Source organism: Amycolatopsis sp. cmx-4-61 (assembly GCF_046548775.1).
In the GTDB taxonomy this organism is placed as follows: Bacteria; Actinomycetota; Actinomycetes; order Mycobacteriales; family Pseudonocardiaceae; genus Amycolatopsis.
The window spans coordinates 22,528-44,972 of the sequence record NZ_JAEBEI010000016.1 but is presented as its reverse complement, the minus strand read 5'-3'; the positions used below and the strand labels follow the sequence as shown (position 1 = coordinate 44,972).

Sequence of the window (22,445 nt, the reverse complement as noted above, 5' to 3'; positions counted from 1 at the left end):
CTTCCAGGGGTTCAGCGGGCGGGGGTGTCGGTGGTGTGGCGGGCAAGTTCGCAGGCCAGTGCGGCGTTGGCGACGGCCTCGGGGACGAGCCGCCGCCCGTGGCCGCACGCGGCAGCGACCGCGAGCACGGGCCGGCCCAGTTCGGTCTCGACCAGCCCCAGGGCGGTGTGGGAGTCCTTGGGGTGGGTTTCGTCGACGAGTCCGGCGATGACGTCGATGTCGCGGCGCAGGTGCCGCAGCGCCCGGTAGAACCGCGGATCCGTCGGAGGTGCCTCGGTGCCGGTGCACATCGGGATGTGCGCCGCCGGCATCGGGATCCGTAGCCGGTGCAGCTGCTTGTGCAGGGCGTTGAGGAACTGCACCGCGGGCACGAGGTCGGAGAGCGCGAACAGCGGCTGGTGACCGAGGTCGCCGTGGCAGAGATGGATCCGCCACGTCGCGTCCCGGGGGCCGTCGGCGAAGACGCGCGCGACCTGCTTGGCCAGCGCGCGGACCGCTGCGGGCCAGAGCGGCCTCGGTGTGCGGTCCAGCGTCGCGAGGACGGCGGGGGTCTCGAGCTGGAAGACAACTTGGCCGCCGTGTCGTTGGTGGATGGTGTGGACGTCGTCGAGCACGGCCTGGCGGAACACCGGCAGGTGCGTGACCGCCGCACCCGGGCTGCCGAAGGTGAACAGCGACAGGTCGTAGGGATTCGGGACCGACACTTGATGCGGCGGGATGCCCCGGTCGCCGTGCAGCTGGGCGCGGGCGGCCATGACGGCGCCGGTGTGGGCGGCGCGGCCGAGGGCCAGATCGTCGGATTCGAGCCAGTGTCCGTGCTTGAGGCGGTAGGTCGGCATGTCGTCGTAGTCGGCGGAGTGGCCGGTGCGGACGGGCTCGAGGGCGTCGACGGTGGCGAGGCCGTCGAGCCAGTCGATGATCCACCGGGGGTCCGGGTCGCACGGCAGCCCGGTCAGTGACGTGTCGGGGGTGTAGTCGAGAAACCACTGCATCGTGGCTCGGTGGTCGCCGGTGAGGACGGCGGGCAGCGAGCCGACGAAGTGCACGGCTCGGACGTCCTCGGAGGATGCAGCGTCGGGGTAGTCGTTGCTGGGGTGGCTGAACATGAGCTCGGACATGAAGATCTCCCCTGATGGGTGAGTCGGATGGCGTTGTTGTGCGGGCGTGGGGAGGGCCGCCCGGAGGGGACGTGGGAACGAGAGGGGGTGCGCGGGCCCGCGTGAGGGTTGAGGTGAGGATTGCGGGCCCGCGCGGTCTTGTGGTCAGCCGGTGACGGCGACGTGGCCGGGCTTGGGCTGCGGCTTGGGTGCGGTCCGGTCACCCGGGTTGTCACCCTGTTGATGCCGCTGGCCCGGCGCCCCTGGCCGCGACGTACCCGGAGGCCCGGGCTTGTGCGTCGGGGCCGGGTGGGTGCCGGTGGGCGGGTTGCCCGTCGGCGGCAGGGTTCCGATGCCGCAGCTGACCGTCGCCACGGTCACGGTGATTGCCGTCCCCGCGGTCGGCTTGTTCGGTGCGCCGGACTCGTTCGTGCGGGTGGGGGCGGTGCTGGTGGTGACGGTGATGACCGCGGCGGTGCCGTGGCCGCCGGGCGAGACCTTCAGGTTGCCGCTGCCACCCTTGGGGGCGCTGGTGGTGATCGAGCCGTTGCGGCAGGTCGCTACGAACGGCCCGACTGTGGTCCCGCCGACCCGCACCGACGCGACGCGGGCTTCGGCGAAGCCTGCGCCGGCCTGCAGGCTGACGCCGCTGGCCACGACCGCGCCGCTGGACGTGGACACCGATCCGCCGGCGGACTGGATCGCGCCGCTGCTGGACACGCTCGGCCGCGCGGGCTTCAGGGTTTCGCCGCCGGAGACGGAGATCCCGGTTGCCGTCGACGTCGCAGCGGCGGCCGCGAGGGCGGGCGGCGCCGCGGTCGCCGGGGTGCAGCTGGACACGAACGTGGTGAGGGAGCCGACGAGCAGCGCCCCGGCTCCGGCCGCGGCGAGAGCGGTACGTGTGGTGTTCATGACTGTTCTCTCCAGAAGTGGTGGTGTGATTGCGCTAGCGGATGAGGACTGGGGTGCCGATGGGCACCGGGTCGATGGGATTGGTGAAGGTGGCGAGGGCGTCGGCGGGGACACGGATGCATCCGTCGCTGGACGGGCGGCCGAACACTTCGGTGGTGGGCCAGCCGTGGATACCTGTGGTGCCGGGGCCGCCGCCGTAGGTGGAGAAGGTCGTGGAGTGGATCCCGAGCGGGAAGATGACCGGGCTGAATTTCTGCTTCGCGTCGGTCATCGAGGCGAGCACGAACGTCCGCCCGGCCGGCGTCGGTGCCGCGGCGGTGCCGACGCCGACGCTCCAGGTGCCGATCTGCTGATGGTCGCGGTAGAGGGTGAGCCGGAACGCGGCTCGGTCGATGACGATTCGGTCGGTCGTCGATCGGATCGTGAGCGAGTTGTCCTGGGTGGACAGCCATCCGGTGGAGCCGTTGGGCCGGGCCGGCAGCAGCACTTGCACCCAGCCCGGTTCCTCGGCGATCACCGGTACCCATGTGTCGGATCCCAGCTGCGTAGTCGGCAGGACCGCGATGGCGTCCCCGCCCGGCTGGGCGAAGACCGGCACCGGCTCGCTCGGGTGCACGAGTTGCCCGTCCGGTACCTCGTCGGTTGTCGCGTCCTGCGGAGCGGCCGTGACGGCGCCGAAGGTGCTGGCCTCGGGCAACCCGGTCAGATTCGGGACGACGCGGGCCGCCACGACGGGGGCGTGCAGTTCTACTCCCAGCTCCACTGGATCGGTGCCGCGCGCGGTGTGGGGCGCGTTCGGTGACGGTGCGAGCAGGACGCCTGCGATGCCGACCAGCGCGAACCCGGCCAGCCAGAGCACGAGCACCCGCCACCTGGTCGGTGCTGGCTGTGGCATCTCGGACATGAGACAGTCCTTCCTCACGGTCGATGGAGTCCGTGGCAGGCCCGCCCGCTGCCGAGCGGGCCTGCCACAAAAGGGGTTGTGATTACTGGGAAAGCGCGCCGATGAACCCGTCGGCGGGCGTGCCGAGCCCGGTGACGTTGTCCCAGCCGGGCCCGCTTTGCAGGTTCTGCGGGCGGGCGTCGAAGTCGATCAGGTAGCTGCCCTGCCCGCCGGGGACGGCGACACCGCCGAAGGCGTGCATCATCGGCGTCCACACCCCGGCCTTCTGCGGCGTGACATCCGCGATCGCGCTCGACCCGCGCAGGCTGTAGAGGACGGGGGTGAGCAGCCCGGCGCGGGCGTTGCCGGAGCGGGCCTGCTGGGCGTCGACGACGAGCCCGGCGATCAGCGGCGACGCAAGCGACGTGCCGCCGTAGGAGCCGATGCCGAACTGGCCCTTGATGGTCTGCCCGACCAGCATCCCGGTGTAGGAGTCGGCCAGTGCGGCGATGTCCGGGACGGCCCGCTTCCCGCCGCTGCCGGGGACGACGCCGGCCTGCCAGTCCGGCGCGTCGTAGAGGGCCGACGTGCCGCCTCCGGCGCCGGAAGCGAACGGGCCGTCGGAGTCCCGTTGCGGCGTCCACGAGTTTCCGGACTGGGTGTTGCCGCTGTTCTCCCACCCGGTCAGCACCTTGGCCTGGTTGTTCTGGTCCAGGCCAACGCTGGTACCGCCGACCGCCACGACCCACGGGCTGGAAGACGGAAAGCTGGCGGTCGGGTGGCCGACGGGGCCGGAGTTGTTGCCGGCGTCACCAGTGGACACGGTGACGGTCTGGCCCTGGATCGCCGCCTGCAGCGCCATCGAATTGAACTGGTCTCGTGCCGCCTGCGGGAGCGAGCGTTCGCCGTCGTCGTTGCCATAGCTGTTGCTGATCACGTCCACGGCGTTGTCGGTGACGGCCTGGTTGAACGCCTCGTAGATCCCGGTGCCCTTGCACGATTTCCCGGCGTAGTAGCGGATCTTCGCGCTCGGGGCGATGGTGTGGGAGGCCTGCACGTCCAGCGTCTGCTCGGCCGCCCAGCCCTCGGCGCCGCACTCGGCCGCGTCGGTGAACCCGCCCTGCGGCAGGACCGCGCTGTACTGGCCATTGGCCAGGGGCGGGACGCCGAGGTGGGCGGCGGCCTGGTTGGTGTCGGCGACGACGGTGTCGGAGTTGTAGGCGCCGACGACACCGATCGTCGTGCCGGCTCCGGTGTTGCCGTTGCCGAGCTTGTACATTGCGCGGACCTGGGTTCCGGTGTAACCGCACAACGCGTTGGACTGGAAGCCAGCTGGGTACTTCTGCGGGACGTCGGTGTTGTTCTGCTCGCCCCACCATCGCGCGCAGTGCTGTTCGGCCGTCGCCGAGGCCGGGCGGGTGTGCTGGGGTTTGAGCAGGGCGGCGCTGTCGTCCAGGCCGAGCACCGCGGTGATCGAGGCCCGCAGCGAGGTCGGCACGGTGACCGGCGACGCCGGGGCCGTGAGCGTCCGGGTGGTGCCGTCGATGCGGGTCCGGAATGCGGCGATCCTCGTGCCGAACGCGGTTTCCAGGGCCGCGGTGGGTGCTTCGGCGTCGATGAAGTGGCGGTTGCCGCTGACGCCGGTGACGTGCAGGCCTTGCTTGGCCAGCCACTGCGTCACCTTGTCGACGGCGTCTTTCGTCGGCGCGAATCGGTCGAGGAACTCCTTCGAGGACAGGAACTTCCGGTGCTCGGCGCCGCCTGGTGTCGCCAGCTGCGCGGCGAGGCGTTCGGCACCGGGCTGATCGCGCAGCGCCAGCGCGACCTGGATGTGCCGGACGGTGTTTCCGTGGCTCTGGGCCACTTCGGTATTCGGGGTGGCCCAGGACGGGGTGCTCCCGGCGATCGGCACACGGTCGCCGGTGTCGCTGGCGGGTGTACTGGGTGCCGCGACGGCGGTGGCCACGGTGGAGGCGAGTAGGGCCGCGGTCGCGGCGAGGGCATGCCAAAGACGGCTGTGCATCGAGGTTTCTCCTTGAATAAAGGGAAATCCATCCAGCGCGGCGCCGTGCGATCGACGGACCTGCTGGAGGGCGTGCCTCGTGCCGCAGCCAGGGTTACGCGAAGAGGGGCTGAGCGGAGACTTCGGATGGTGTGGACCGGCCGCGTGGGGCCTGGTCATCGCGAAGGTCGCTGCGCGACCGGTAAGAACACTGTGCGGAGATGGATCGGCGGGCGGGCGTGACAACGGCGGTCCGCGAGCCGTCCCGGCGTAGGAAGGTGCCAATGGTCTGAGCACGAGTAGGTCCCAACGTGGGTGGCGATCGTGCCGGTTCACGCCTCCCCCGGCGTGGGCTACGTTCCGCCTTGCTGAGACGAACAATAACCGTATCTCGACAAAAGTCAACGTGTGTTGCTAGATGTCTGTGTTTCTGCGGACTGCGGAGTGGTTCTTGCTGGCAATCGTTGCGATGCGTGTTGTGTTAGGAACCCTTCGTGAGCTGTATGGCATAACTGTTTCGGCCGGACGACCGAAATGAGCTTCAGTTACACAGGGTAGCCACCGCGATGCTACCTGGTTGTTGACGATTAACCCGATCGAGTGTTCCCTTGGTTAATGCTTGAGGGCTGTGGTGTTACCCGTGGTACGAAACATGACGCGGAGCGCGGCACGCCCCGGGTGAACGCCGCGCTCGCCGACGAGGGGCGTTATGGGCATCGGTCGATGCCTGTGACGAGCAGGGATGGTACGAGGAGGGGCAATGCCGGAGTCTCACGCCGCAGGGCGCAACAAGGTCGTCAATGGTGCAACCCGCCGGCGTCATGGTGCGTAGGCCATCGCCGATTGCCGGTATCCCGGGTGCGGCTTATCCCACCACACTCATCGGTCAATCACAGAAGGTGACCGAGGTCGAAGGCTATATCGACAAGGGCGACCGTCTGGTGATGATGACGGGCAGCGGCGGAGTAGGAAAGACGCGACTGGCCGGAGAGGTCTTCTGGCGGCGACGCGATGCCTACGACGCGGCCGCCTTCGTCCGGCTCGCAGAAATGAGCGGCGAAGCCGGAGACGAAACGACCGTCGGGCGAATCTGCAACTTGCTACTAGCAGATTTACGTGTCGCCAATCATCAGCCTGACGCCCGCCCGCTGGACGTGCTGCTCGGGTTCCTGCGCGACCACAGGGTCCTGCTCGTGCTGGACAACTGCGAACAGCTGCTCGAGCCCATCCAAGAACTCGTGGACCTGCTGATCAACCAGGCGCCGCGGCTGCAGATCATCGCGACCAGCCGCGCCTGGCTGCAGATCCACGGCGGGCGCATCGTGCACCTCAGCCCCCTCCGGATCCCCGAGAAGGACGCCGGCCGCATCCAGGCCGAAGAATGCGACGCGGTGAAGCTGCTGCAGGACCGCGCCACCTTGGCCGGACGGCCGCTGACCCCCGAGGACGACTGGTCGGCCATCGTCGGTCTGGTTCGCTGGTCCGACGGGATTCCGCTCATCCTGGAACTCGTGGCGGCCCAGCTGAGTACCGGCCGTTCGCCAGCGGTGGTGTTCGAACGGCTGGAAGGCGGATTGTCGCTGCGGTACGCCCCGGGTACCCGCGGAGTCCAGGTCCATCACCTGGCTCTGGATGTGACGATCGGCGAGTCCTGGAAGCTGTGCACCGAGGTGCAGCAACGGGTGTGGGCCCGGCTGACCGTATTCACCGACGGCTTCACCCTCGAGGCGGCCGAACAGGTGTGCGCCGACGAGTACGTCGACCGCGCCGAGATCCTGCCGACGCTGGACTACCTCGTCCAGAACTCGATCATCGACGGCGCGTCTGCGGATGGCCGCTATCGGCAGCACAACTACCTGCGCGAGTACGGCCGTCGACGCTTGCGGCACTTCGGTGACCAGGACGTGATCGAGGAACGCCACTGCGCGTGGGTCGCGCAGCTGGTACGCGACGCGGCAGAGCTGTGGTTCGGCCCGGACGAGATGTGCTGGCTGACCCGTGTCAACGCCGAGTCCGGCAATATTGCCGCCGCCGTGACCTGGTGTGCGGAGCGCGGGCAGGTGGAGCGCGGGCTGACGATCATGATCGATCTGCTGCGAACTCGCGCGCCGTACTTCTTCGCCACGGAGATCCCCGTGTGCCGCCAGGTCGAGAAGCTCCTGCAGGCCGAGTCCGCGGAGCCGTCGCCGGTGCGGGTCTCGGCGCTGGCGATGGTCGGCTGGATCTGGATCGCCCTCGGCACTCGCGAACGCGGCAAAGCTCACCGCGACGACTGCCTCGACCTCGCCCGGCAGATCGGCATGGAGAACGCGCCTGCGGTGCAGTTCATCGACGGAACCTACGACGCGCTGGCCCTGGGGCAACGCAGCGGCTACGCCAAGCTGGAAGCCGCCCGGGAAGGATTCCGCGCGGCCGGCGCCGACGGCTCGGCCTACATGGCAGGGCTCTTCCACGCCTTCACCGCCGGCTTGCTCGGCCCGGTCGAGGAGGCCGACCGCATGTCGCAATGGTGCCTCGAGCAGGCCCACGCTCGAGGTGCGGAATGGGCGATCACCTGGGCGGAATGGACCCGCGGCCTGCCCGAGGGATCGCAGCCGCACGCCAGTGCGCGCAGCGCGCTGCGCGCGCAGGTGAAACTCGGCGACCTGTGGGGCCCTGCTTGGGGCGTGGAAGAGGAAGCCCGCAAACGCGTGCTGGCCGGCGACCTGGTCGGCGGTGCCCACTTGTATGGCGGCTCGGACAGCCTCCAGGCCCGCCACGGCGTCCGGTTCAACGGCCTGCCCGGATGGCGCCATCACCGCGACATCGCGATCGACACGATCATCGACGGCATCGGCGAGGAGGCATTCGAAAAAGCCCGCTTGACCGGTGGCCGGTGGCGGGACGACCGGATCGTGGCGTTCGCTCTCGGCGACACCGACCCCACGGCGCCGTCGCTCAGCGAGCGGCAGTGGCAGATCACGCGAATGGTCAGCGAAGGGAAGTCGAACCCGGATATCGGCGCTGTCCTGCACAATTCAGCGCGGACAGTCGAGGGCGACCTGACAAAGATCTACCGGCTGCTGAACTTGGGAGGACGCACGGAGCTCGCCGAGTGGTATCGCGCGCACGTCGCGGCTAGCGACGGCTCCACTGCACCGGCAATGCCGCCACACCGCGGATGACCCCGAACGTACGCCGCACTGTGGCGTCGGGCTGAAGTCCGAAATCGGGGAGCGCGCGCAGCAGTTCCTCCAGCATGACTCGCAGCTCGGCCCGGGCCAGGTGCCTGCCGAGGCAGCGATGCTCGCCTGCGCCCCACCCCAGATGCGGTGGCCGCGTGCGTACGCGGTCGAGCCGAAAGACCTCCCCGTCGTCGAAGCGGCGTTCGTCGCGGTTGGCGCTGCCCCAGGTCAGCAGCAGCCGATCCCCGGGCGAGAGCGGTACCCCGCCGAGCTGGGTGTCAGTGGTGACAGTCCGGCCGGTAGCCGCGACCGCCGGCTCGTAGCGCACTAGCTCCTCAACGAACTGCCCCAGCAGCACCGAGTCGCCGGTGACACGCTCCCGGAGCACGGGGTCTTCCAAAAGCTGCAGGATCGCGGTGGCGCAGGCGTCGGCGGTGGTCAGGTACCCGGCCGCGACCATCAGCATCGTCATCTTGACCAGCTCGTCCTCACTCGCGGCCTGACCGCCGACCTCGGCGGTGGCCATGCACGAGAGCAGGTCGTCGCCGGGGTAAGCACGGTGTTCGCGGATCTGTCCGAGCAGGAAGTCCGCGTACACCCGGCCGATCTGCTGAGCCTCGGTCAAGGTCTCGGCGCCGTAGAAGGCCCGCACATGCTCCGACAGCCACGCCCGCTCCAGCTCCGAAAGCCCGAGCATCCGCCCGATCACCAGCGGCGGCACCTGTTGGGTATAGCCACCGACCAGGTCCGCCGCCCCGCGCGGAATCAGCTCCTGCAGCGTCTCCCGGCAGATCGCCCGCACGTACTGCTCCTGAGCCGCCGCGGCCGCCGGGGTGAAGAAGTCCATCAGCGCGCGCCGCCAATGATGATGCTGCTCGTCGTCGGTCTCGAACATCGGCGCCACCGCCTCCCGCATTTCGGTGACCACCGCCGCCGCGCCCAGACCGTCGACGTAGGCGCTGAACCGACCCGATGCCTGCGCGGCCTCGCGAATCTCGTCGTAGCCGGTGACCAGAACGAACCCATGCAGCTCCCCGCTGCGCGCGACCGGACACCCCCGGCGGATCGTCCCGAGCGTCTCGTAAGCCATCGCAGCGACCGCGGGATCAAGATGGTTGAACCCCCATGCCAATGTCGCCGGATCAGTGTCAGTCCTGCGCGCCGGCGCGTCCCCCGAATTCAGCACCATGACTCCTGACTAGTCGGCCGGAGATAGCGGAATCAACCCTCCACCGTGCAAGAATGCGGTCCGCGCGCGAAATATGCGGGCCCGCACCGACCCCGCAAGGACCGCAAACACCCCCGCACGACCCCCGCACACGAACATTGCGGGATCCGGCGGGCGTCTGCGGGCGTCTGAGGTGCATCGCGTCCGTCAGTATGGCGGCAACGCTCTGACCTGCTCCGATGAAGATCGTCAGTGCTGAGCGTGACCAAGGGGGCCGGCGGGGACCGGGTGGATCAACCAACATTCAGGGGACACCGTGGGGACCACAGAATACGAAGATCAGGCATTCATCCGGCACTGCGACAGCATCATCGCCACGCTGCCCATCCGATACCCCTTCGAGCTGCGCGCCTTTCTCGACGCCCTCGGTGAACAACGAGGAGTAGTCGTTGTTCTGGGCCGAATGCCGACCGGGAGAGGCGGGACCAGCGGGCTGCTGGTGCGCGCGCGGACGCAATGCTGGCTCGGGGTCGCAGCCGCCGCCGTCCCGGCGCACGTCGCCCACATCGCCTACCACGAGATCGGGCACTGGATGCTCGGCCACCCCGGCGACTACGTCTGCGGCCGCCGCTCCCGCCCCGAGGACCGCTGGGAGGTCGAAGCCGAGCAGTTCGCCTACCGGCTGCGGGCGCACATCCGGGCCGGGATGACGCGCCACCGCGACCGGCTCCCGCCCGGCCGGACAGCGCTGCGGGCAGCGTTCGGATCTCGCCAGCACCTGTGCGCCGATGCCTGACCCCGTCTCCCTGCTCTGGTACGGCGCCGCCGCCGCCGGCGTGACCGAATCAGCCCGGAAGGCGCTGGTCAACCGCGGGTTCGGCTACACCCTCAGCCGCCACTTCCTGACCGCCGGTATCGCCTGCATGGCCTTGTCACTGGCGGCCGGAGACCCGATGACGCTGGACTGGGCCGACCAGCTGACCGGCCTGCACAACGTGGCGCTCGTGGTGCACCATGTCCTGGCCATGGTGGCGATGGTCTTCACCGCGGCATTTCTGCACACCCTCGGGCAACTGCGTCTACCCATGCCGGCGGTGGTGACGATTTTCGGGGTCTGCGCCGCGGCGATGGTCACCCTGTATGTGATGGCGGGGGCGCACACGTCGTTCTTCGGGTCGCCCCGGAACCCGACGTGGCCCTCGCAGCTCTACACCGCGATATACCTGACCTACATGGTCGGATGGCTCGCGGCGCTGCTGCTCGGGTTGACCGTGGTCGCGATGGGCGAGGTGGCCGGTGTCCGTGGCGGGGTCACCCTTGCCCAGCTGGGGGTGGCAGTGTCGCTGGTCGGGCTGTCCTGGCGGCTCGGCGTCGTCCTGCGCCTGCTGCTCGACCCGCATCATCCGCCCCGCGGCACCCACTTCGCGGTGTTCACCGACGGTGTCGGGCTGGTGCTGTTCGTCGCCGGTTCGGTGTTCGCCGCCGTGACCCGCAGGGCGTTCGACCGGCGCGACCGGGGCCGCACACAACGCCAGGAGGCCGCGATCGAGCGCCTGTGGCGGCGCACGCGGATCCTGCTCGTCCATCGCCGGCAGCCACCGTTGACCCCGATTCAGCAGATGGTCGAGATCGAGGACGCTCTGCTCATCGTTGATCAGCTGATCGGTTCCGCGACGCGGTCCGCGATACGCCACAATCTGCGGGACCTCGAACTGCTCTACGAGATTGACATCGAACCTATCGCGACCGCCGTCGAGATCGAGATCGCCGTCGCCGCCATCGTCGCGCGGTTATCACAACCGCCGGCGGGACGCACTCAGGCCGATGCTGAGGCCGACGATCTCGATGCATGGTGGCCTGAAACCGAGCGGCTGCCCGTCGACGACGACAAGCGAGCCAGGTGGCTGGCCGCCACTGGTGCAGCACTGAGCGAGCGTCGCGTACGGCGCTTGGCGAAGAAGCTCGGACCGCAACAACCCCGCCGTAGCAGAGCGTGACGGCGGGCTGTCTGGCCTCGTCAGCCGGGCCGGCCGTGGCCGGTTCCGCGGGCGGTCTGCGCGATCCGTTCCAGCACCTTCACCAGCTGTTGCTTGTCGGCCTCCCGAGCTCCGCCCAGGAAGCTGGTGATTGTGCGGGCATTGACGCCGACGCCTCCGAGCTCGGTCATCAGCTCGTGTGCTTTGCGGTCGGTCTCGTCATACGGCAGCACGAATTCCGCGGCCGGCACGCGAGGGTCGAGCAAATCCGGATGGATCCGCCAGAACGCGGCCAACGCCCGGTTGACCGACGGACGGGTGCTCTCCCGGACCCCGCCCTTGAAGTTATGGAGCGCCTGTTTGGTCACCGGGATCCCGCTGCGGGCCTGAACCCATCGTGCGACCAGCGGCACCCGGGCGACGAAACTCCGGAACCCGGGGGTCCTGTCGGCGGCCAGACGTGCGATCTCCTCGGGATCGACGACGGGCTCGCCGTCGAGCACGTAGTAGGTCGACTCGTGATCGAACAGGTACGTCAACCGCTCGGCGAAGGTATCCAGGTTGAGCAGTTCGAGGGTGAGCTGCTGCTGCGCGGCGTAGGAGCGATGCGGCAGCGGCGAGGTCAGGTGCTCCGGCGACGTCTCTTCCCAATCCTCGAAAACGGGCTCGTCTTCGTACCGTCGTCCCACACCGCCCCCGAACATCGCTGTCATCACCGCGTGTGAACTACGCCGTGATGGCCGATATTTGACACATCGCGAGTTGCGTCTACCATCAAAGCAAAGAGCCACACTCGTTGCGAGTATCTTCCGTTTACCGGGAGAAAGCAACCCACGCCACCCCATACAGGGGGTTGGAGCACGGTCCCGCTGTGACCGCCGCACCCTTCACCGGCGCACCACCACCGCTGAGGGGAGCCCGTCATGGCCACGTCCAAGCTACCTGCGGATGCCCGCTCCAGCGTGGACTCGCCGACCACCACCCGGCAACAGACCGCTCCTACCGACGGCGCGGCCGAGCTGGTCGACTGGTCGGCGTTCGGCCGCGTCGTGCCGATCCTGGCCGCCTCTCCCGGCGTCGGAGCGACGAGTACTGCCGTCGCCATCGCCGACGCGCTGCAGCTGGCGGGCCGCTCGGTCCTGCTCATTGACGCCGGTGATCCGGTCCGATCCGGACTCGGACGCGCCGCGCGTACTGACGGGCCCCGGCGGGACGGCGCCAGCCCCGCGACGGGGATCCGGTTCTCGCGGCGCGCCCGCGCAATACTTGCCCGCCTGGAGATGGCAGAGAGCGCCACCGAACCGGTGATGTTCCCGCCGCCCCCGTACTGGCACCCCGGCGCTGGCCGCGGCGTCGATGCCACGGTGGTCGACATCGGCCACGACCCCTGGCGGCTGGCGGCCGATCCCGCTCTCGGGCCAGGCCAATGGCTGCGCGTCGGCAGCCCCTCGCCGATACCCGCGTTAGTGGTACGGCCGACGGTGCCCGGACTCGCACACGCCGAACAGGTCCTTGCCCGGCTGGAGCCGTGGGTGCGGACCGCAGCGGTGACTCCGCCCATGCAACTGCTAGTCGTGGGCGCTCGCCGATGGCCGAAAGGCGTGGCCGGTACCGCGGGACGCCGCACCAGCGTCCTGCTACCCGGCACTGTCTTCTTCCCTCACCAGCGCGACGTCGCCAAGCACGGCATCACGGCCGACGTGACACCCTCTGCGCTTCGCTCACCCGCCGAACAGCTGCTCCGTTCCTGGCACATGCTGCGGCCGCCGACACGCCGCCTGGCACTGCGGTGGCCGCGAATCGTCCGCGGTCGCGTCTCGGACCCCGACACCGGCTGAGCCCATCCCGCCGTTTAGCCGAGAAGAACTTCAACGCCCTCCCACCTGACCCGCTCGACGTGACGTCGGGCGGTGCGATGTGGAGGGCGCGATGTCCGCGCACATTTTCATCGACTGGCTCGCTCAGATCCCCAACCCGACACCCGTGCAGCCCGAGGTCGGCGGCGACAAGATCCTCGGGCTGCTCAACAACGTCAAGTGGGGCGCGGGCGTCGCCCTCGTCGCCGGCTTCTTCATCGGACTGATCGTCTGGGCCGGCGGCCGCTGGGTCGACCATCACCGTGCCGGGAAAGTCGGCGTCGTCATGATGCTCTGCGCCGTCGCCGGCGCAATCCTCTACGGCATCGGCTGGTCGCTGATCAACAGCTTCGCGGGCGGCTGAGCCATGTTCGCCACCACGCCGCGGCGCTCCCGCACGCGGGCGCGCCGCCTGTTCCTCATCGCCGTCCTGATCGTCGCCGCGGTCGCGGTCGTGCTCGTCGCCCGGCAAGCAACAGCACCACCATCGTCCCCGCCGGCCGCGACGCCGCCCGGCGCCGCGCCCTCGCCGACACCCACGGCGCCGGTTGACGAGGCGACGACCTTGGCCACCCGTCCCATGCTGACCCTGCCGCCGGAAGCGGCCTTGCCGCACCAGCTCACCACCGCCACGGCCGGCCCGTCGATCACCGTGCCACAAGCGGCCCCGATCGCGAACCGCGTGATCTCCGACAATTTCCCGGTTACCGCGGAAGGCGCGCTGGGCTGGCTGACCGTGTTCAACGAGTCCGCGCTGCGCGGCGGCGACCCAGCCACCTACGTGCGGGCCTACGGCGAATCTGCGCTCCCGCACGCCCCGTCCCCGCAGGGCAGCGGCCCGCTCGCGCTGCTGACCGCGTTCCGCGACGAAGCCGGCATCCGTCCTGGCGAGCTCAAGCCCGGCCTGACGGTGACCTACGAGGTGTCCCAGGGCCTGATCAAGGGCACCGCCGACGGCGGCCGGTTCGCGGTGGTGTGCACGCTCGGGCAGCTGAGCTTCGACTACCAGGGCCAGAGCACGCGCATGGGCATCGGTGACTGCCAGGCCCTGCGCTGGACCGGTACCGCGTGGCGGATCGCCCCCGGCGCTCGCGCCGCTTACGCGGCGTCGGCGTGGCCGGGCAGCGCCGAATCGGTCGCGGCCGGCTACCGGCCCCTGAACCGGGAGGGCGCCCGATGACGCCCGCGGAGCTGGAGTTGCTGAAGGCGTTGGGCAGGCTAGCCGGCGCAGGAGTCAAAGCGACTGCCGCCGGGGTCCTCGAACCGCTCATGGCGGCGACCTGGTCTGCGGCCTTGTTCATTCTGCGCACCGCGTTCGAGCTGGTCGACCAGTTCTCCATCTTCACGGTGTCCACCACGGACGGGCCGGTGTCGATCCTGTGGCCGATGACGCTGTGGATCTCCGGCGCCATCGCACTGGGGATGTTCTTCTGGCAGATCATCATCACCGTCGCCCGCGGCGGCCGCGGCTTCGTCCGTCTGATCACCGGCCCGGTTCAGTACGGGATCGCTCTCGCGGTGACGGTCGGGGTGGTTGCGGCGTTCCTCGCCGCCGCGGACGGCCTGACCGAGGCGATTCTGTCCACCGGGCTGCGGGTGGGCAACTTCCGCGACGCGCTGAACATGACCGGCTTCACCGACGCCCTCTCCGATGAAGTCAAGAACGTCGTGCTCGGCTTGGCCGGCGCTTTCGGGGTCATTCCCGCCGGGCTGGGGTTCGCGTTCGAGGCGGTGTTCCGCGAAGCCGCGATCTACGTGCTGGTCGGCGCAATACCTATTGCCGCAGCGGGATTGGTGGCCGACGGAACAGGGCGGTGGTACTGGAAAGGCGTCCGCTGGTGCGTGGTGGCGGTGGTGATGAAACCGGCCCTGGCGTTCGTTGTGGTGCTGGCCGTGGCGATCGTCGGTGGTGCGCAGGGGCTGTCCGGGCTGCTGGCAGGTATCGGGGTGCTGTTCGTCGCGCTGTGTGTGCCGCTGGTGCTGTTCAAGCTGTTCGCCTTCGTCGACCCCGACGCCGACCCTCAAGGCGTGTTTCGGGACAAGCTTTCGGACGCGGGCCTGGATTCCTACGGCGCCAACAGCATCGCCGGGCGCATGGCTCGCGCGTTCCGGAACAAAGTCGGCAACGAGTTCGGGGACGACGAGAACAGCGGCGGGTACGACGGCGGCGATGGCCAGGAGCAGGCCAACGTCGATCGATTCGATCAGGCCGTCGCCGATGAGGATACGAGCGGCGGAATGCCCGGCGACGAGAATGCCCCTGCGGACGCGAGCGCCGCCGTCACCCCCGGTGGCCGTGCGCCCCATGCAGGTACCTCGGGCGCTGGCGCAGAAGGTTCGGGAGCCGGCCCGGCAGGAGAGGCGGCAGAGGGGGCAGAGCTACCTGCCACGGGCAATGACGGTGCCGGCGGCGCGAACGTGACTGGTGCTGTCGACGGCGGTAGCGATGATGACGGGCAGCCGCCACCTGCGGACCCGCCGGGCGATGCGGGTCCGCCGACCCCGCCGACCCCGCCGGTCCCCAAGCCGCCGGGCGGTCCGCCGCCGGACGAGGGCGGCGGCGCTGCGGCCGGTGAGGCCGAGGACGCGGCGGTGCTGCTGTGAGTACCGCGACACGCATCTATAAGGGGCTCTCCCGCAAGGAACACGCGGGCTGGATTATCGGGCTGACGCCAGTGCAGGCGTTCGTGTGCGTCGGGTTGGCCGTGCCGGTGATCCTCGCACTGGCGGCCGGGCAGTTCGGCCGGGCATTGCTGCTGGGCGCGGTGTGCGGCACGGCGGCGACGCTGGTCGTGGTGCCGGTCCGCGGACGTCCCGCGCTGCGGTGGCTCGAGCACCTGCTGCTCTACCGAGCCGGCATCGTCCTGGGCTGGTCGCGGTGGCAGTCTCGCGCGGTCACCGGGCAGACCACGGACCTGGATGAGCCGGATCTGCCCGGGGTGCTGGCCCGGCTGCGGTTCCCTGACGGGCCGCCACTACGGGACCTTGGCCGGGTCTGTTTGATCCACGACACCGGCGACGGGCGGTGGGGTGCCACCGCCCGCCTGACCCACGCCGGGGTCGGAATGCTCTCGGACGCCCAGTGCGAGCGGCTGGCCAACCGGCTGGGCAATCTGCTGCTGCCGATCGGGCACCGCGAAGTCATCGACCGGATGACCCTGCTGGTGCGCACCGTCCCCGACGACGGCGCCGACTACCAGGCCTGGCGCGCCGAACACGACGTCCCAGATGCACCCGCGCTCGCGCGCCAGGCGGCCGAGGAGCTGGACCGGCTGGTCGGGGCGGTGTCGGTCCGGCACGAAGTGTTCGTCACCCTCTCCGGCACCGAAGACGCCCTCCGCCGCCCGGCCGCCGCGGCCGGTGGCGGGGTCGCGGGCCGGGCCGCCGTGCTCTACCGGGTGCTGGACGGACTCGAGGACAAGCTCAAGTCCCTCGGCGCCACCGCCGTCAAGTGGCTGTCGGGTCCGGAGCTGGCGGTGGCGATCCGCACCGGGTTCAACCCGGCCAGCGCCGCCGGCCTCGCCGCGCGCCGCCATCGCGCGGGCACCGAGGTGGGCGTCCGCTGGGCGACCGCCGGGCCAGTACACGCACCTGCGCCGTCGGCGCGGGCGTACTACCACGACGGCTTCGCGACCGTGTCCTACTCGGTGCTGATGCCCGAGGCCGGGACGGTGTTCGGGTCACTGGGTGGGCTGCTGGCGGTCAAGACCGCCGGCGAGCGCCGCAGCCTCGCCATCCACTACGAGACCCTGTCCCAGCACCGGTCCCGCAAGGCGGTGCGCCGCCTGCGGTTCCGCACCGGGGTGGTGCGGGACTGGAAGTCCTCGAAGGGGTTCAACTCCGGCGCCGCCGAGGCCCGTGAGGCGGGCGGGGCGCGGGCACAAGAGCACGCGGTCGCAGCCGGGCACGGGATCGTCCGCTTCGCCGTCGCCGCGGCGGTCACGATCCCGGATGTGTGGAATGTCGAGGACCACGCGGCCAAGCTGGAGAACGACATCGCCGGCCGCTTCCAGCTGCTGCGAATGGAACTGGCCCAGGACGCCGGGTTCGTCGCCGCAGTCCTGCCCGTCGGTGTCGGCCTGCCCCGGCTGCGCGGCGGTGCCTCATGAGCCGCCGCACCGACGAGCGGACCGCCGCGGAACTGCTCGCCACCTTCGGGCCCGCACTCGGCACGCGACCGACAGGGCAACGACGTGCGGACAGCCGTACCGCCCGCGTGAACCGGCGTGCAGCACCGCAGCGCGGGTTCGCTCGCCCCGGGTACGGGTGGTCGCCGGTGCCGGCGCCGCTGCAGGTCTATCAGGCCGGCACCCACGTGCTCGGCGGGTTGTTCCCGTTGCTGGCGGCGAGCCCGCTGCCGGCGGTCGGGGCGCGGATGGGCTACGACGTCCACTCCGGCGGCGCGTTCTACCTGCACCCGGTCGAGTTCGTCCTGCGCTCGATCTGCACCAACCCCAACATGGTCCTGTTCGGCGAACCCGGCCGCGGCAAGTCCTCCACCGTGGTGGCGTTCCTGCTGCGGATGATGCTCACCGGCGTCCGCACCCTCATCTCCGGCGACGTCAAAGGCGAATACACCCCGCTGCTGCACGCCCTGGGCGTCACGCCGATCATGCTCGGCCGTGGCAGCACCGCCCGCCTCAACGCCCTCGACCTCGGCCCCCTGGCCGCACGCTGGGACACCTGGTCGATCGAGCGGCAACGCGACGAGCTCGACGGGGTGCTGGGCCGGTGGGTGCAGCTGCTGGTGGCACTAGCCGAAGCCCAGGGCTACCGGCCCACCGTCACCGACGAAGCCGCGCTCTCGGCGGTGCTGCGGCAGCTGCTTGGCATCAGCGATGGCTACACCCGGCTCAAGCCCATCACCATCCCTGACGTTCATCGGTCGCTGTCTAATCCGGATGAGCAGCTGTGGCAGGAACTGCGCTTCGCCGGCCGCCGCCAATTCCTCGACCATCTCCGCTCGATCACCGACGCGCTGGCCAACCTGATCAGCGGCCCGCTGGCCGGGCTTTTCGACGCGGCCACGAACTTCACCGTCGACTGGGACGCTCCGATCCAGAGCCTCGATCTCTCGCGGTTACGCACCCGCGGCGACCAGGCGATCGCTGTCGCGTTGACCTGCCTGGGCTCGTGGTCGTCGCTGGCCACGGATCTGCAGGAGGACGGGGAGCTGCGGATCGTCGTCCGCGACGAGATCTGGCGCCAACTCCGGCTCGGGCTGCGCGCAGTGCAGGCCGTCGACAGCGAACTACGGCTCTCGCGCGTGGAACGCAAGATCCAGGTGCTGGTCAGCCACAAACCCGGCGACTTCCTCTCCGTCGGCGCCACCGGCTCCCAAGAGGTCGCCATCGCCCGCGACCTGCTCGCCCTCTGCTCGATCCGGATCCTTCTTGGACAGTCCACGCGCGTCGCGAGCGAATTGGCCGATGTCCTTGCTCTCTCGGAGAAAGAGCACGAGGCCACAACCGGATGGGCAAACGACCGCCAGGGCCGAGCGCTGTGGAAGATCGAGAACCGAACCGGCCTCAAGGTGCAGACGGTGCTCAGCCGGATCGAGCGGCAGATCTTCGACACCAACACCCAGCTGGTCCGGAAACCACATCGGCTGCCCGACGGTCAGTCGCCGGCGGTGTCGCCGTGAAGGCAAGCGGATTGCTAGCCGGCGTGACGGGTGCGCTGGTCGGGCTGGTGATGCTGCCGATCCTCGCGCTGGCGCTCGTCGTTGTCCCGGCCGCGACCGCGACGGTCGTGCAGCTGAGCGGCTGCGAGCAGGGCGGTCCGGGCGGCGGGTCGATCGTCGTCGACCGGCAGCAGCTGGGCGCCGACGAGATGGACATCGCCCGCACCATCGTCGACGTCGTCCAGCAACGCCGCCTGCCACGGCGGGCCGCAGTTCTCGCGATCGCCACCGCCATGGTCGAGTCCGGGCTGCGCAACCTCGACTACGGCGACCGCGACTCGATCGGGGTTTTCCAGCAACGCCCGAGCCAAGGCTGGGGCACCCGCGGGCAGATCCTCAACCCCGTCTACGCCACCGGCAAGTTCCTCGACGCCCTCATCGCCCTGCCCGGCTGGGACACCATGCCGCCGGGGCGGGCGGAGCAGGCGGTCCAGCGCAGCGGCTTCCCGGACCGCTACGCCCCACGCGAACCCACTGCCGCTGCGATCGTGGATCGTTTCTGGACCGGCCCCGACAACCCCGCCCCGCCCCCGCCCCCGGACGGTAGTACGCACGTCGTGCAGGCGAAGACGCTGTGCCCCGACCAGGGTGGCTCCGACGTTCCCCGCGACCCGGGCCAGGTCGACCCGACGAAGCTTCCGCCGGGGTTCACGCTGCCGGACGATGTCCGCCAGCGCGCCGCGGTCGGCTTCGCCCTGGGCCAGCTCGGCAAACCCTACGTCTGGGGTGCGAAAGGCCCGGACGCCTACGACTGCTCCGGGCTGATGCTCGCCTCCTGGGCCGCCGCCGGAGTAGGGATCCCGGCTGGCACCGTCAGTCAGGTCCACGCCGGCCACGCCGTCGCTTCGATCCAACAGGCCGAACCCGGTGACCTGTTGTTCATCCCCGGGGCGCTCGGCAGCGCGCAGGTACCGCGGCATGTCGGGATGTACGCCGGGCACGGTCTGATCGTCGACGCCTACGACAGCGACACCGGCGTCATCCTCGAGTCCCTCTCCGCGTGGACCTTGAAGATCGTCGCGATCCGCCGGATCGCCGGCCCCAGTTCGCCCTCCCCGCCACCGGGAGGGAGCCCACTCCGATGACCGTCGCCGTGGTGCCGCTCTCCCGCTGTCCGGGAGGAGCGGCCAATGCCGCGCACACGCACCGACACCCTCAATTTGGACCGCGACGTCGCCCTGATGGGCCTCGCGGTCGCCGCCCTGGCCGTCCTGTGCGCGCTCGGCGTGACCGTCGTCGCCGCGGCCGTTCTGGTGACCGGATTCTTCTCCGGCACGTGGACATGGCCCCCGATCACCACGTGGGCGGGCTTCGCCCTCACGGTCGTCTTCCACGCCGCTGACCCAGGACCGCGCCTGCCGGTCCCGTGGTCGGGCGCGGTCAGCGATCACCAGCTGGCGTTCTATATCTGGTTCACCACGATCACCATGCTCACCGCCGGCCTGACCGTCGGCGCCGCGATCCCGGTCTGGCGACGGGTGGCCCCGACCGATTCAGGCCACGCCACCCGCCGTGAGATGGCCAAGACCCTGTCGGTCACAGCCGCACGCAAGACCGCGATGTGGACCCGCGGTGACCTTACCGACGAGCAACGTCGTACCGCACCCGTTGAGCAGATCGCGGTCCCGCTGCACCAAGGGCCCCGACGCCAGCAGCTGGTCACCTCGCTGGAGACCCCGACGGGGACGATCGCGCCGACCCGCTCGGGCAAGAGCCGCACCGACCTGGTGCACAAGGTCCTCGCCGCCCCGGGCGCGCTGGTGGCGTCGACAACGAAAAATGACCTCGCCGAGTGGTGCCTGCTGGCCCGCACCCGCCGCCCCAGTGCTGGGCCGGTGCTGGTGATCGACGCGACCGGCACGCTGTCCTGGCCGGCCCACGCTCGTTGGTCGCCGGTCACCGGCTGCGCCGACCCCGCAGTCGCGCTGCGGCGGGCGGAGACGCTGATCGAAGCTTCGTCGCTCGGGCTGGAGAACGTCGGCGGCAACGACGCGGTGTTCCGCGGCCGGGCCACGATCGTCATGCAGGCCTACCTGCTCGCCGCCGCCACCCACCACCGCACCGTCGATCATCTCGTGCGGTGGTCGATCGCCAAACCCGCCGACCGGGAACCCGTCGAACTGCTGGAGCAGCAGTATCCGCAGCTGGCGCAGAACCTGGAGTCGGAGATCGGGATGGTCGCCGAGACCTCCGACGCAGTCTGGATGAGCGTGCGGCGCGCGATCGAGCCGTTCATGAACCCCGCCATCCGCTACTTCGCCACCCCGAGCCCGGCCGAGGATCTGGACATCGACGAGTTCCTGAACCGCCGCGGCAGCCTGTTCATCATCGCCGGGGAGCACCAGGCCCCGCAGGCGCGACCGGTGCTGACCGCGCTGGTCGAGCAGATCCTCACCACCGCCCAGGACACCGCGCTGCGTCACGAACGCCGCCGGCTGGAGCCACCGACGACCGCGATCCTGGACGAGCTGTTCGCCGGGACGCCGGTGCCGCGGCTGCCGGCGATCATCGCCGACTCCGCCGGCCGCGGCGTGCTGATCCACTGGTCCGCGCAGTCGCGCTCCCAGCTGGACGAGCTCTACGGCGAACCGGGCCGGCTGCAGCTGATCGACAACACTCTTACCCTGACCGCGTTCCCGGGGCTGAAGGACGACAAGACGCTGGAGTGGCTGTCGACGCTGTCCGGGCAGCACCGTCGTCGCACTCATCAGCACCACAGCGACGGGCTGTTCAGCGTCGGACGCGGCGCCAGCGGCGAGGAAACCGTCCCGACGCTGCGCGCCGGGGACATCCGCACCCTCGACCGCGGCCGGGTACTGATCCTGCACGGCAACCTTCGACCGATCCTCGGCCGCACCGTTGATGTCGAACAACGCCCGGACTGGCCCCAGCTGCAGGCCGACGTCGCCGCGATCCGTTCCGGGCGGGCCGCGATCACGCCCGACGGCTATCCGCTGCTGCTGCCCGGTGGCGGTGATCTGCGATGAACGACGACGACATCGCCGCACGTCCGGAAGACGCCGACGGCGACGACGAGCGGCGAACAGACGGTCACGAGGAACTCGAGCCGCGGTCGCTGGACGAGCTCAACGAGGTGGTCGCCGGTCTGGAAACCGTGGCCGAGGTCCTGGGGCGGCAGATCGAGCAGGTGGCGAGGAAGCTCGCGGAGCTGACCGAGGAGCCGGAGAGCGATCCGCGGCTGGCGCGATGGCTGATGTTCTTGCCGCCGGGCGCGGCCGAGGACACGGAGCACCGCGCGGAAACGCCGCTGTTCACGATCGCGCACTTTGTGCAGTACTACAACGAGACTTACGTCGGCAATCCCGGGACTCGCGCGGTCGCCATCCCCGACTGCTGGCTGGAGCATCCCGGCCTGGTCGCCGAACTGGCCACCCTCACCTACACCTGGCGCGAAGCCCACCTGGGCAAGAAGGCCACCGCGCGGGATGCGCAGTACTGGCATGACCATTGGCGGCCCGGCTTCGCCGAGCGGATGGCCACCGAGTGGGTTCATCAACGCTGCCGATCCGACGGTCACAAGACCGCGGGCGCACCGGCTCGCCCTGATCGCTTCACTGTGGAACACCGACAACGGCAGGCACGGGCAGTGGCAGAGGCCGGTGTCGACGGCCGGCAAGCCACGCCCAGCGGGCCGTGATGACCTACTCTCGGCGCCGGTCGCGCAGGCGCGGAGCGGGTACCGG

The 22,445-nt window shown here is 70.0% G+C and carries 18 protein-coding genes; 12 read left to right on the top strand and 6 right to left on the bottom strand.

All coding sequences use genetic code 11. The features are described 5' to 3' along the window. Nucleotides 1-11: 11 nt before the first annotated feature. The 4 genes from ACLJOU_RS34145 to ACLJOU_RS34130 all read right to left on the bottom strand — a co-directional run bounded on the left by ACLJOU_RS34145 (nucleotide 12) and on the right by ACLJOU_RS34130 (nucleotide 4,915). A complete protein-coding gene (locus ACLJOU_RS34145; RefSeq protein WP_410573377.1) occupies nucleotides 12-1,118 on the bottom strand; it encodes a hypothetical protein in 1,107 nt (368 codons plus the stop codon). Between the two features lie 144 nt (nucleotides 1,119-1,262). After that, on the bottom strand, nucleotides 1,263-2,009 hold the full coding sequence (locus ACLJOU_RS34140) for a hypothetical protein (RefSeq protein ID WP_410573376.1): 747 nt from the start codon (nucleotides 2,007-2,009) through the stop codon (nucleotides 1,263-1,265). 34 nt (nucleotides 2,010-2,043) lie between these two features. After that, the gene (locus ACLJOU_RS34135) at nucleotides 2,044-2,913 is read right to left on the bottom strand and encodes a L,D-transpeptidase family protein (protein ID WP_410573375.1); all 870 of its coding nucleotides are present in this window, start codon (nucleotides 2,911-2,913) and stop codon (nucleotides 2,044-2,046) included. A gap of 82 nt (nucleotides 2,914-2,995) precedes the next feature. Beyond that, entirely contained in the window at nucleotides 2,996-4,915 is a 1,920-nt protein-coding gene (locus tag ACLJOU_RS34130; protein ID WP_410573374.1) for a protease pro-enzyme activation domain-containing protein, read from the bottom strand. Between the two features lie 878 nt (nucleotides 4,916-5,793). Between ACLJOU_RS34130 and ACLJOU_RS34125 the strand changes: the two genes are divergently transcribed. Next, nucleotides 5,794-8,058 carry a helix-turn-helix transcriptional regulator gene (locus ACLJOU_RS34125; protein ID WP_410573373.1) on the top strand — a complete coding sequence of 755 codons (2,265 nt, stop codon included), beginning with the start codon at nucleotides 5,794-5,796 and terminating at the stop codon, nucleotides 8,056-8,058. On the opposite strand, the gene ACLJOU_RS34120 is transcribed toward ACLJOU_RS34125, so the two are convergent. Then, nucleotides 8,012-9,247: a cytochrome P450 gene (locus ACLJOU_RS34120; RefSeq protein WP_410573372.1), complete on the bottom strand. Its 1,236-nt coding sequence runs from the start codon at nucleotides 9,245-9,247 to the stop codon at nucleotides 8,012-8,014. The genes ACLJOU_RS34125 and ACLJOU_RS34120 overlap by 47 nt on opposite strands. 442 nt (nucleotides 9,248-9,689) lie before the next feature. On the opposite strand from ACLJOU_RS34120, the gene ACLJOU_RS34115 reads away from it, so the two are divergent. Together ACLJOU_RS34115 and ACLJOU_RS34110 are read left to right on the top strand one after the other, a co-directional pair. After that, nucleotides 9,690-10,022 carry an ImmA/IrrE family metallo-endopeptidase gene (locus ACLJOU_RS34115; protein WP_410573371.1) on the top strand — a complete coding sequence of 111 codons (333 nt, stop codon included), beginning with the start codon at nucleotides 9,690-9,692 and terminating at the stop codon, nucleotides 10,020-10,022. Continuing rightward, on the top strand, nucleotides 10,015-11,223 hold the full coding sequence (locus tag ACLJOU_RS34110; RefSeq protein ID WP_410573370.1) for a hypothetical protein: 1,209 nt from the start codon (nucleotides 10,015-10,017) through the stop codon (nucleotides 11,221-11,223). The genes ACLJOU_RS34115 and ACLJOU_RS34110 overlap by 8 nt, the downstream gene beginning before the upstream one ends. 20 nt (nucleotides 11,224-11,243) lie before the next feature. On the opposite strand, the gene ACLJOU_RS34105 is transcribed toward ACLJOU_RS34110, so the two are convergent. Then, on the bottom strand, nucleotides 11,244-11,915 hold the full coding sequence (locus ACLJOU_RS34105) for a hypothetical protein (RefSeq protein ID WP_410573369.1): 672 nt from the start codon (nucleotides 11,913-11,915) through the stop codon (nucleotides 11,244-11,246). Between the two features lie 210 nt (nucleotides 11,916-12,125). On the opposite strand from ACLJOU_RS34105, the gene ACLJOU_RS34100 reads away from it, so the two are divergent. From ACLJOU_RS34100 to ACLJOU_RS34060, 9 genes are all read left to right on the top strand, one after another. Continuing rightward, nucleotides 12,126-13,040 carry a hypothetical protein gene (locus ACLJOU_RS34100; protein WP_410573368.1) on the top strand — a complete coding sequence of 305 codons (915 nt, stop codon included), beginning with the start codon at nucleotides 12,126-12,128 and terminating at the stop codon, nucleotides 13,038-13,040. 91 nt (nucleotides 13,041-13,131) lie between these two features. Further along, nucleotides 13,132-13,422, top strand: coding sequence for a hypothetical protein (locus ACLJOU_RS34095; RefSeq protein WP_410573367.1), 291 nt, complete (start codon nucleotides 13,132-13,134; stop codon nucleotides 13,420-13,422). A 3-nt stretch (nucleotides 13,423-13,425) separates the two neighbouring features. Further along, nucleotides 13,426-14,238, top strand: coding sequence for a hypothetical protein (locus ACLJOU_RS34090; protein WP_410573366.1), 813 nt, complete (start codon nucleotides 13,426-13,428; stop codon nucleotides 14,236-14,238). Then, nucleotides 14,235-15,662 (top strand): hypothetical protein, encoded by a 1,428-nt coding sequence (locus ACLJOU_RS34085; protein ID WP_410573365.1) that lies wholly within the window; start codon nucleotides 14,235-14,237, stop codon nucleotides 15,660-15,662. The genes ACLJOU_RS34090 and ACLJOU_RS34085 overlap by 4 nt, the downstream gene beginning before the upstream one ends. After that, nucleotides 15,659-17,167, top strand: a complete 1,509-nt coding sequence (locus ACLJOU_RS34080) for an SCO6880 family protein (RefSeq protein WP_410573364.1) — start codon at nucleotides 15,659-15,661, stop codon at nucleotides 17,165-17,167. Before ACLJOU_RS34085 ends, ACLJOU_RS34080 begins: the two co-directional genes overlap by 4 nt. Further along, complete coding sequence (locus tag ACLJOU_RS34075; RefSeq protein ID WP_410573363.1) at nucleotides 17,164-18,702, top strand: ATP-binding protein; 1,539 nt, start codon at nucleotides 17,164-17,166, stop codon at nucleotides 18,700-18,702. The genes ACLJOU_RS34080 and ACLJOU_RS34075 overlap by 4 nt, the downstream gene beginning before the upstream one ends. Beyond that, the gene (locus ACLJOU_RS34070; RefSeq protein ID WP_410573362.1) at nucleotides 18,699-19,826 is read left to right on the top strand and encodes a C40 family peptidase; all 1,128 of its coding nucleotides are present in this window, start codon (nucleotides 18,699-18,701) and stop codon (nucleotides 19,824-19,826) included. Before ACLJOU_RS34075 ends, ACLJOU_RS34070 begins: the two co-directional genes overlap by 4 nt. Before the next feature lie 45 nt (nucleotides 19,827-19,871). Then, on the top strand, nucleotides 19,872-21,728 hold the full coding sequence (locus ACLJOU_RS34065) for a type IV secretory system conjugative DNA transfer family protein (RefSeq protein ID WP_410573361.1): 1,857 nt from the start codon (nucleotides 19,872-19,874) through the stop codon (nucleotides 21,726-21,728). Then, nucleotides 21,725-22,399 (top strand): hypothetical protein, encoded by a 675-nt coding sequence (locus ACLJOU_RS34060; protein WP_410573360.1) that lies wholly within the window; start codon nucleotides 21,725-21,727, stop codon nucleotides 22,397-22,399. Before ACLJOU_RS34065 ends, ACLJOU_RS34060 begins: the two co-directional genes overlap by 4 nt. Nucleotides 22,400-22,445 lie beyond the last annotated feature (46 nt).

Bases quoted from the DNA above. Each gene is read 5' to 3' on its own strand.
- ACLJOU_RS34145 (WP_410573377.1), bottom strand. From the start codon at position 1,118: ATGTCCGAGCTCATGTTCAGCCACCCCAGCAACGACTACCCCGACGCT.
- ACLJOU_RS34140 (WP_410573376.1), bottom strand. From the start codon at position 2,009: ATGAACACCACACGTACCGCTCTCGCCGCGGCCGGAGCCGGGGCGCTG.
- ACLJOU_RS34135 (WP_410573375.1), bottom strand. From the start codon at position 2,913: ATGTCCGAGATGCCACAGCCAGCACCGACCAGGTGGCGGGTGCTCGTG.
- ACLJOU_RS34130 (WP_410573374.1), bottom strand. From the start codon at position 4,915: ATGCACAGCCGTCTTTGGCATGCCCTCGCCGCGACCGCGGCCCTACTC.
- ACLJOU_RS34120 (WP_410573372.1), bottom strand. From the start codon at position 9,247: ATGGTGCTGAATTCGGGGGACGCGCCGGCGCGCAGGACTGACACTGAT.
- ACLJOU_RS34115 (WP_410573371.1), top strand. From the start codon at position 9,690: ATGCCGACCGGGAGAGGCGGGACCAGCGGGCTGCTGGTGCGCGCGCGG.
- ACLJOU_RS34110 (WP_410573370.1), top strand. From the start codon at position 10,015: ATGCCTGACCCCGTCTCCCTGCTCTGGTACGGCGCCGCCGCCGCCGGC.
- ACLJOU_RS34105 (WP_410573369.1), bottom strand. From the start codon at position 11,915: ATGACAGCGATGTTCGGGGGCGGTGTGGGACGACGGTACGAAGACGAG.
- ACLJOU_RS34100 (WP_410573368.1), top strand. From the start codon at position 12,126: ATGGCCACGTCCAAGCTACCTGCGGATGCCCGCTCCAGCGTGGACTCG.
- ACLJOU_RS34095 (WP_410573367.1), top strand. From the start codon at position 13,132: ATGTCCGCGCACATTTTCATCGACTGGCTCGCTCAGATCCCCAACCCG.
- ACLJOU_RS34090 (WP_410573366.1), top strand. From the start codon at position 13,426: ATGTTCGCCACCACGCCGCGGCGCTCCCGCACGCGGGCGCGCCGCCTG.
- ACLJOU_RS34085 (WP_410573365.1), top strand. From the start codon at position 14,235: ATGACGCCCGCGGAGCTGGAGTTGCTGAAGGCGTTGGGCAGGCTAGCC.
- ACLJOU_RS34075 (WP_410573363.1), top strand. From the start codon at position 17,164: ATGAGCCGCCGCACCGACGAGCGGACCGCCGCGGAACTGCTCGCCACC.
- ACLJOU_RS34065 (WP_410573361.1), top strand. From the start codon at position 19,872: ATGCCGCGCACACGCACCGACACCCTCAATTTGGACCGCGACGTCGCC.
- ACLJOU_RS34060 (WP_410573360.1), top strand. From the start codon at position 21,725: ATGAACGACGACGACATCGCCGCACGTCCGGAAGACGCCGACGGCGAC.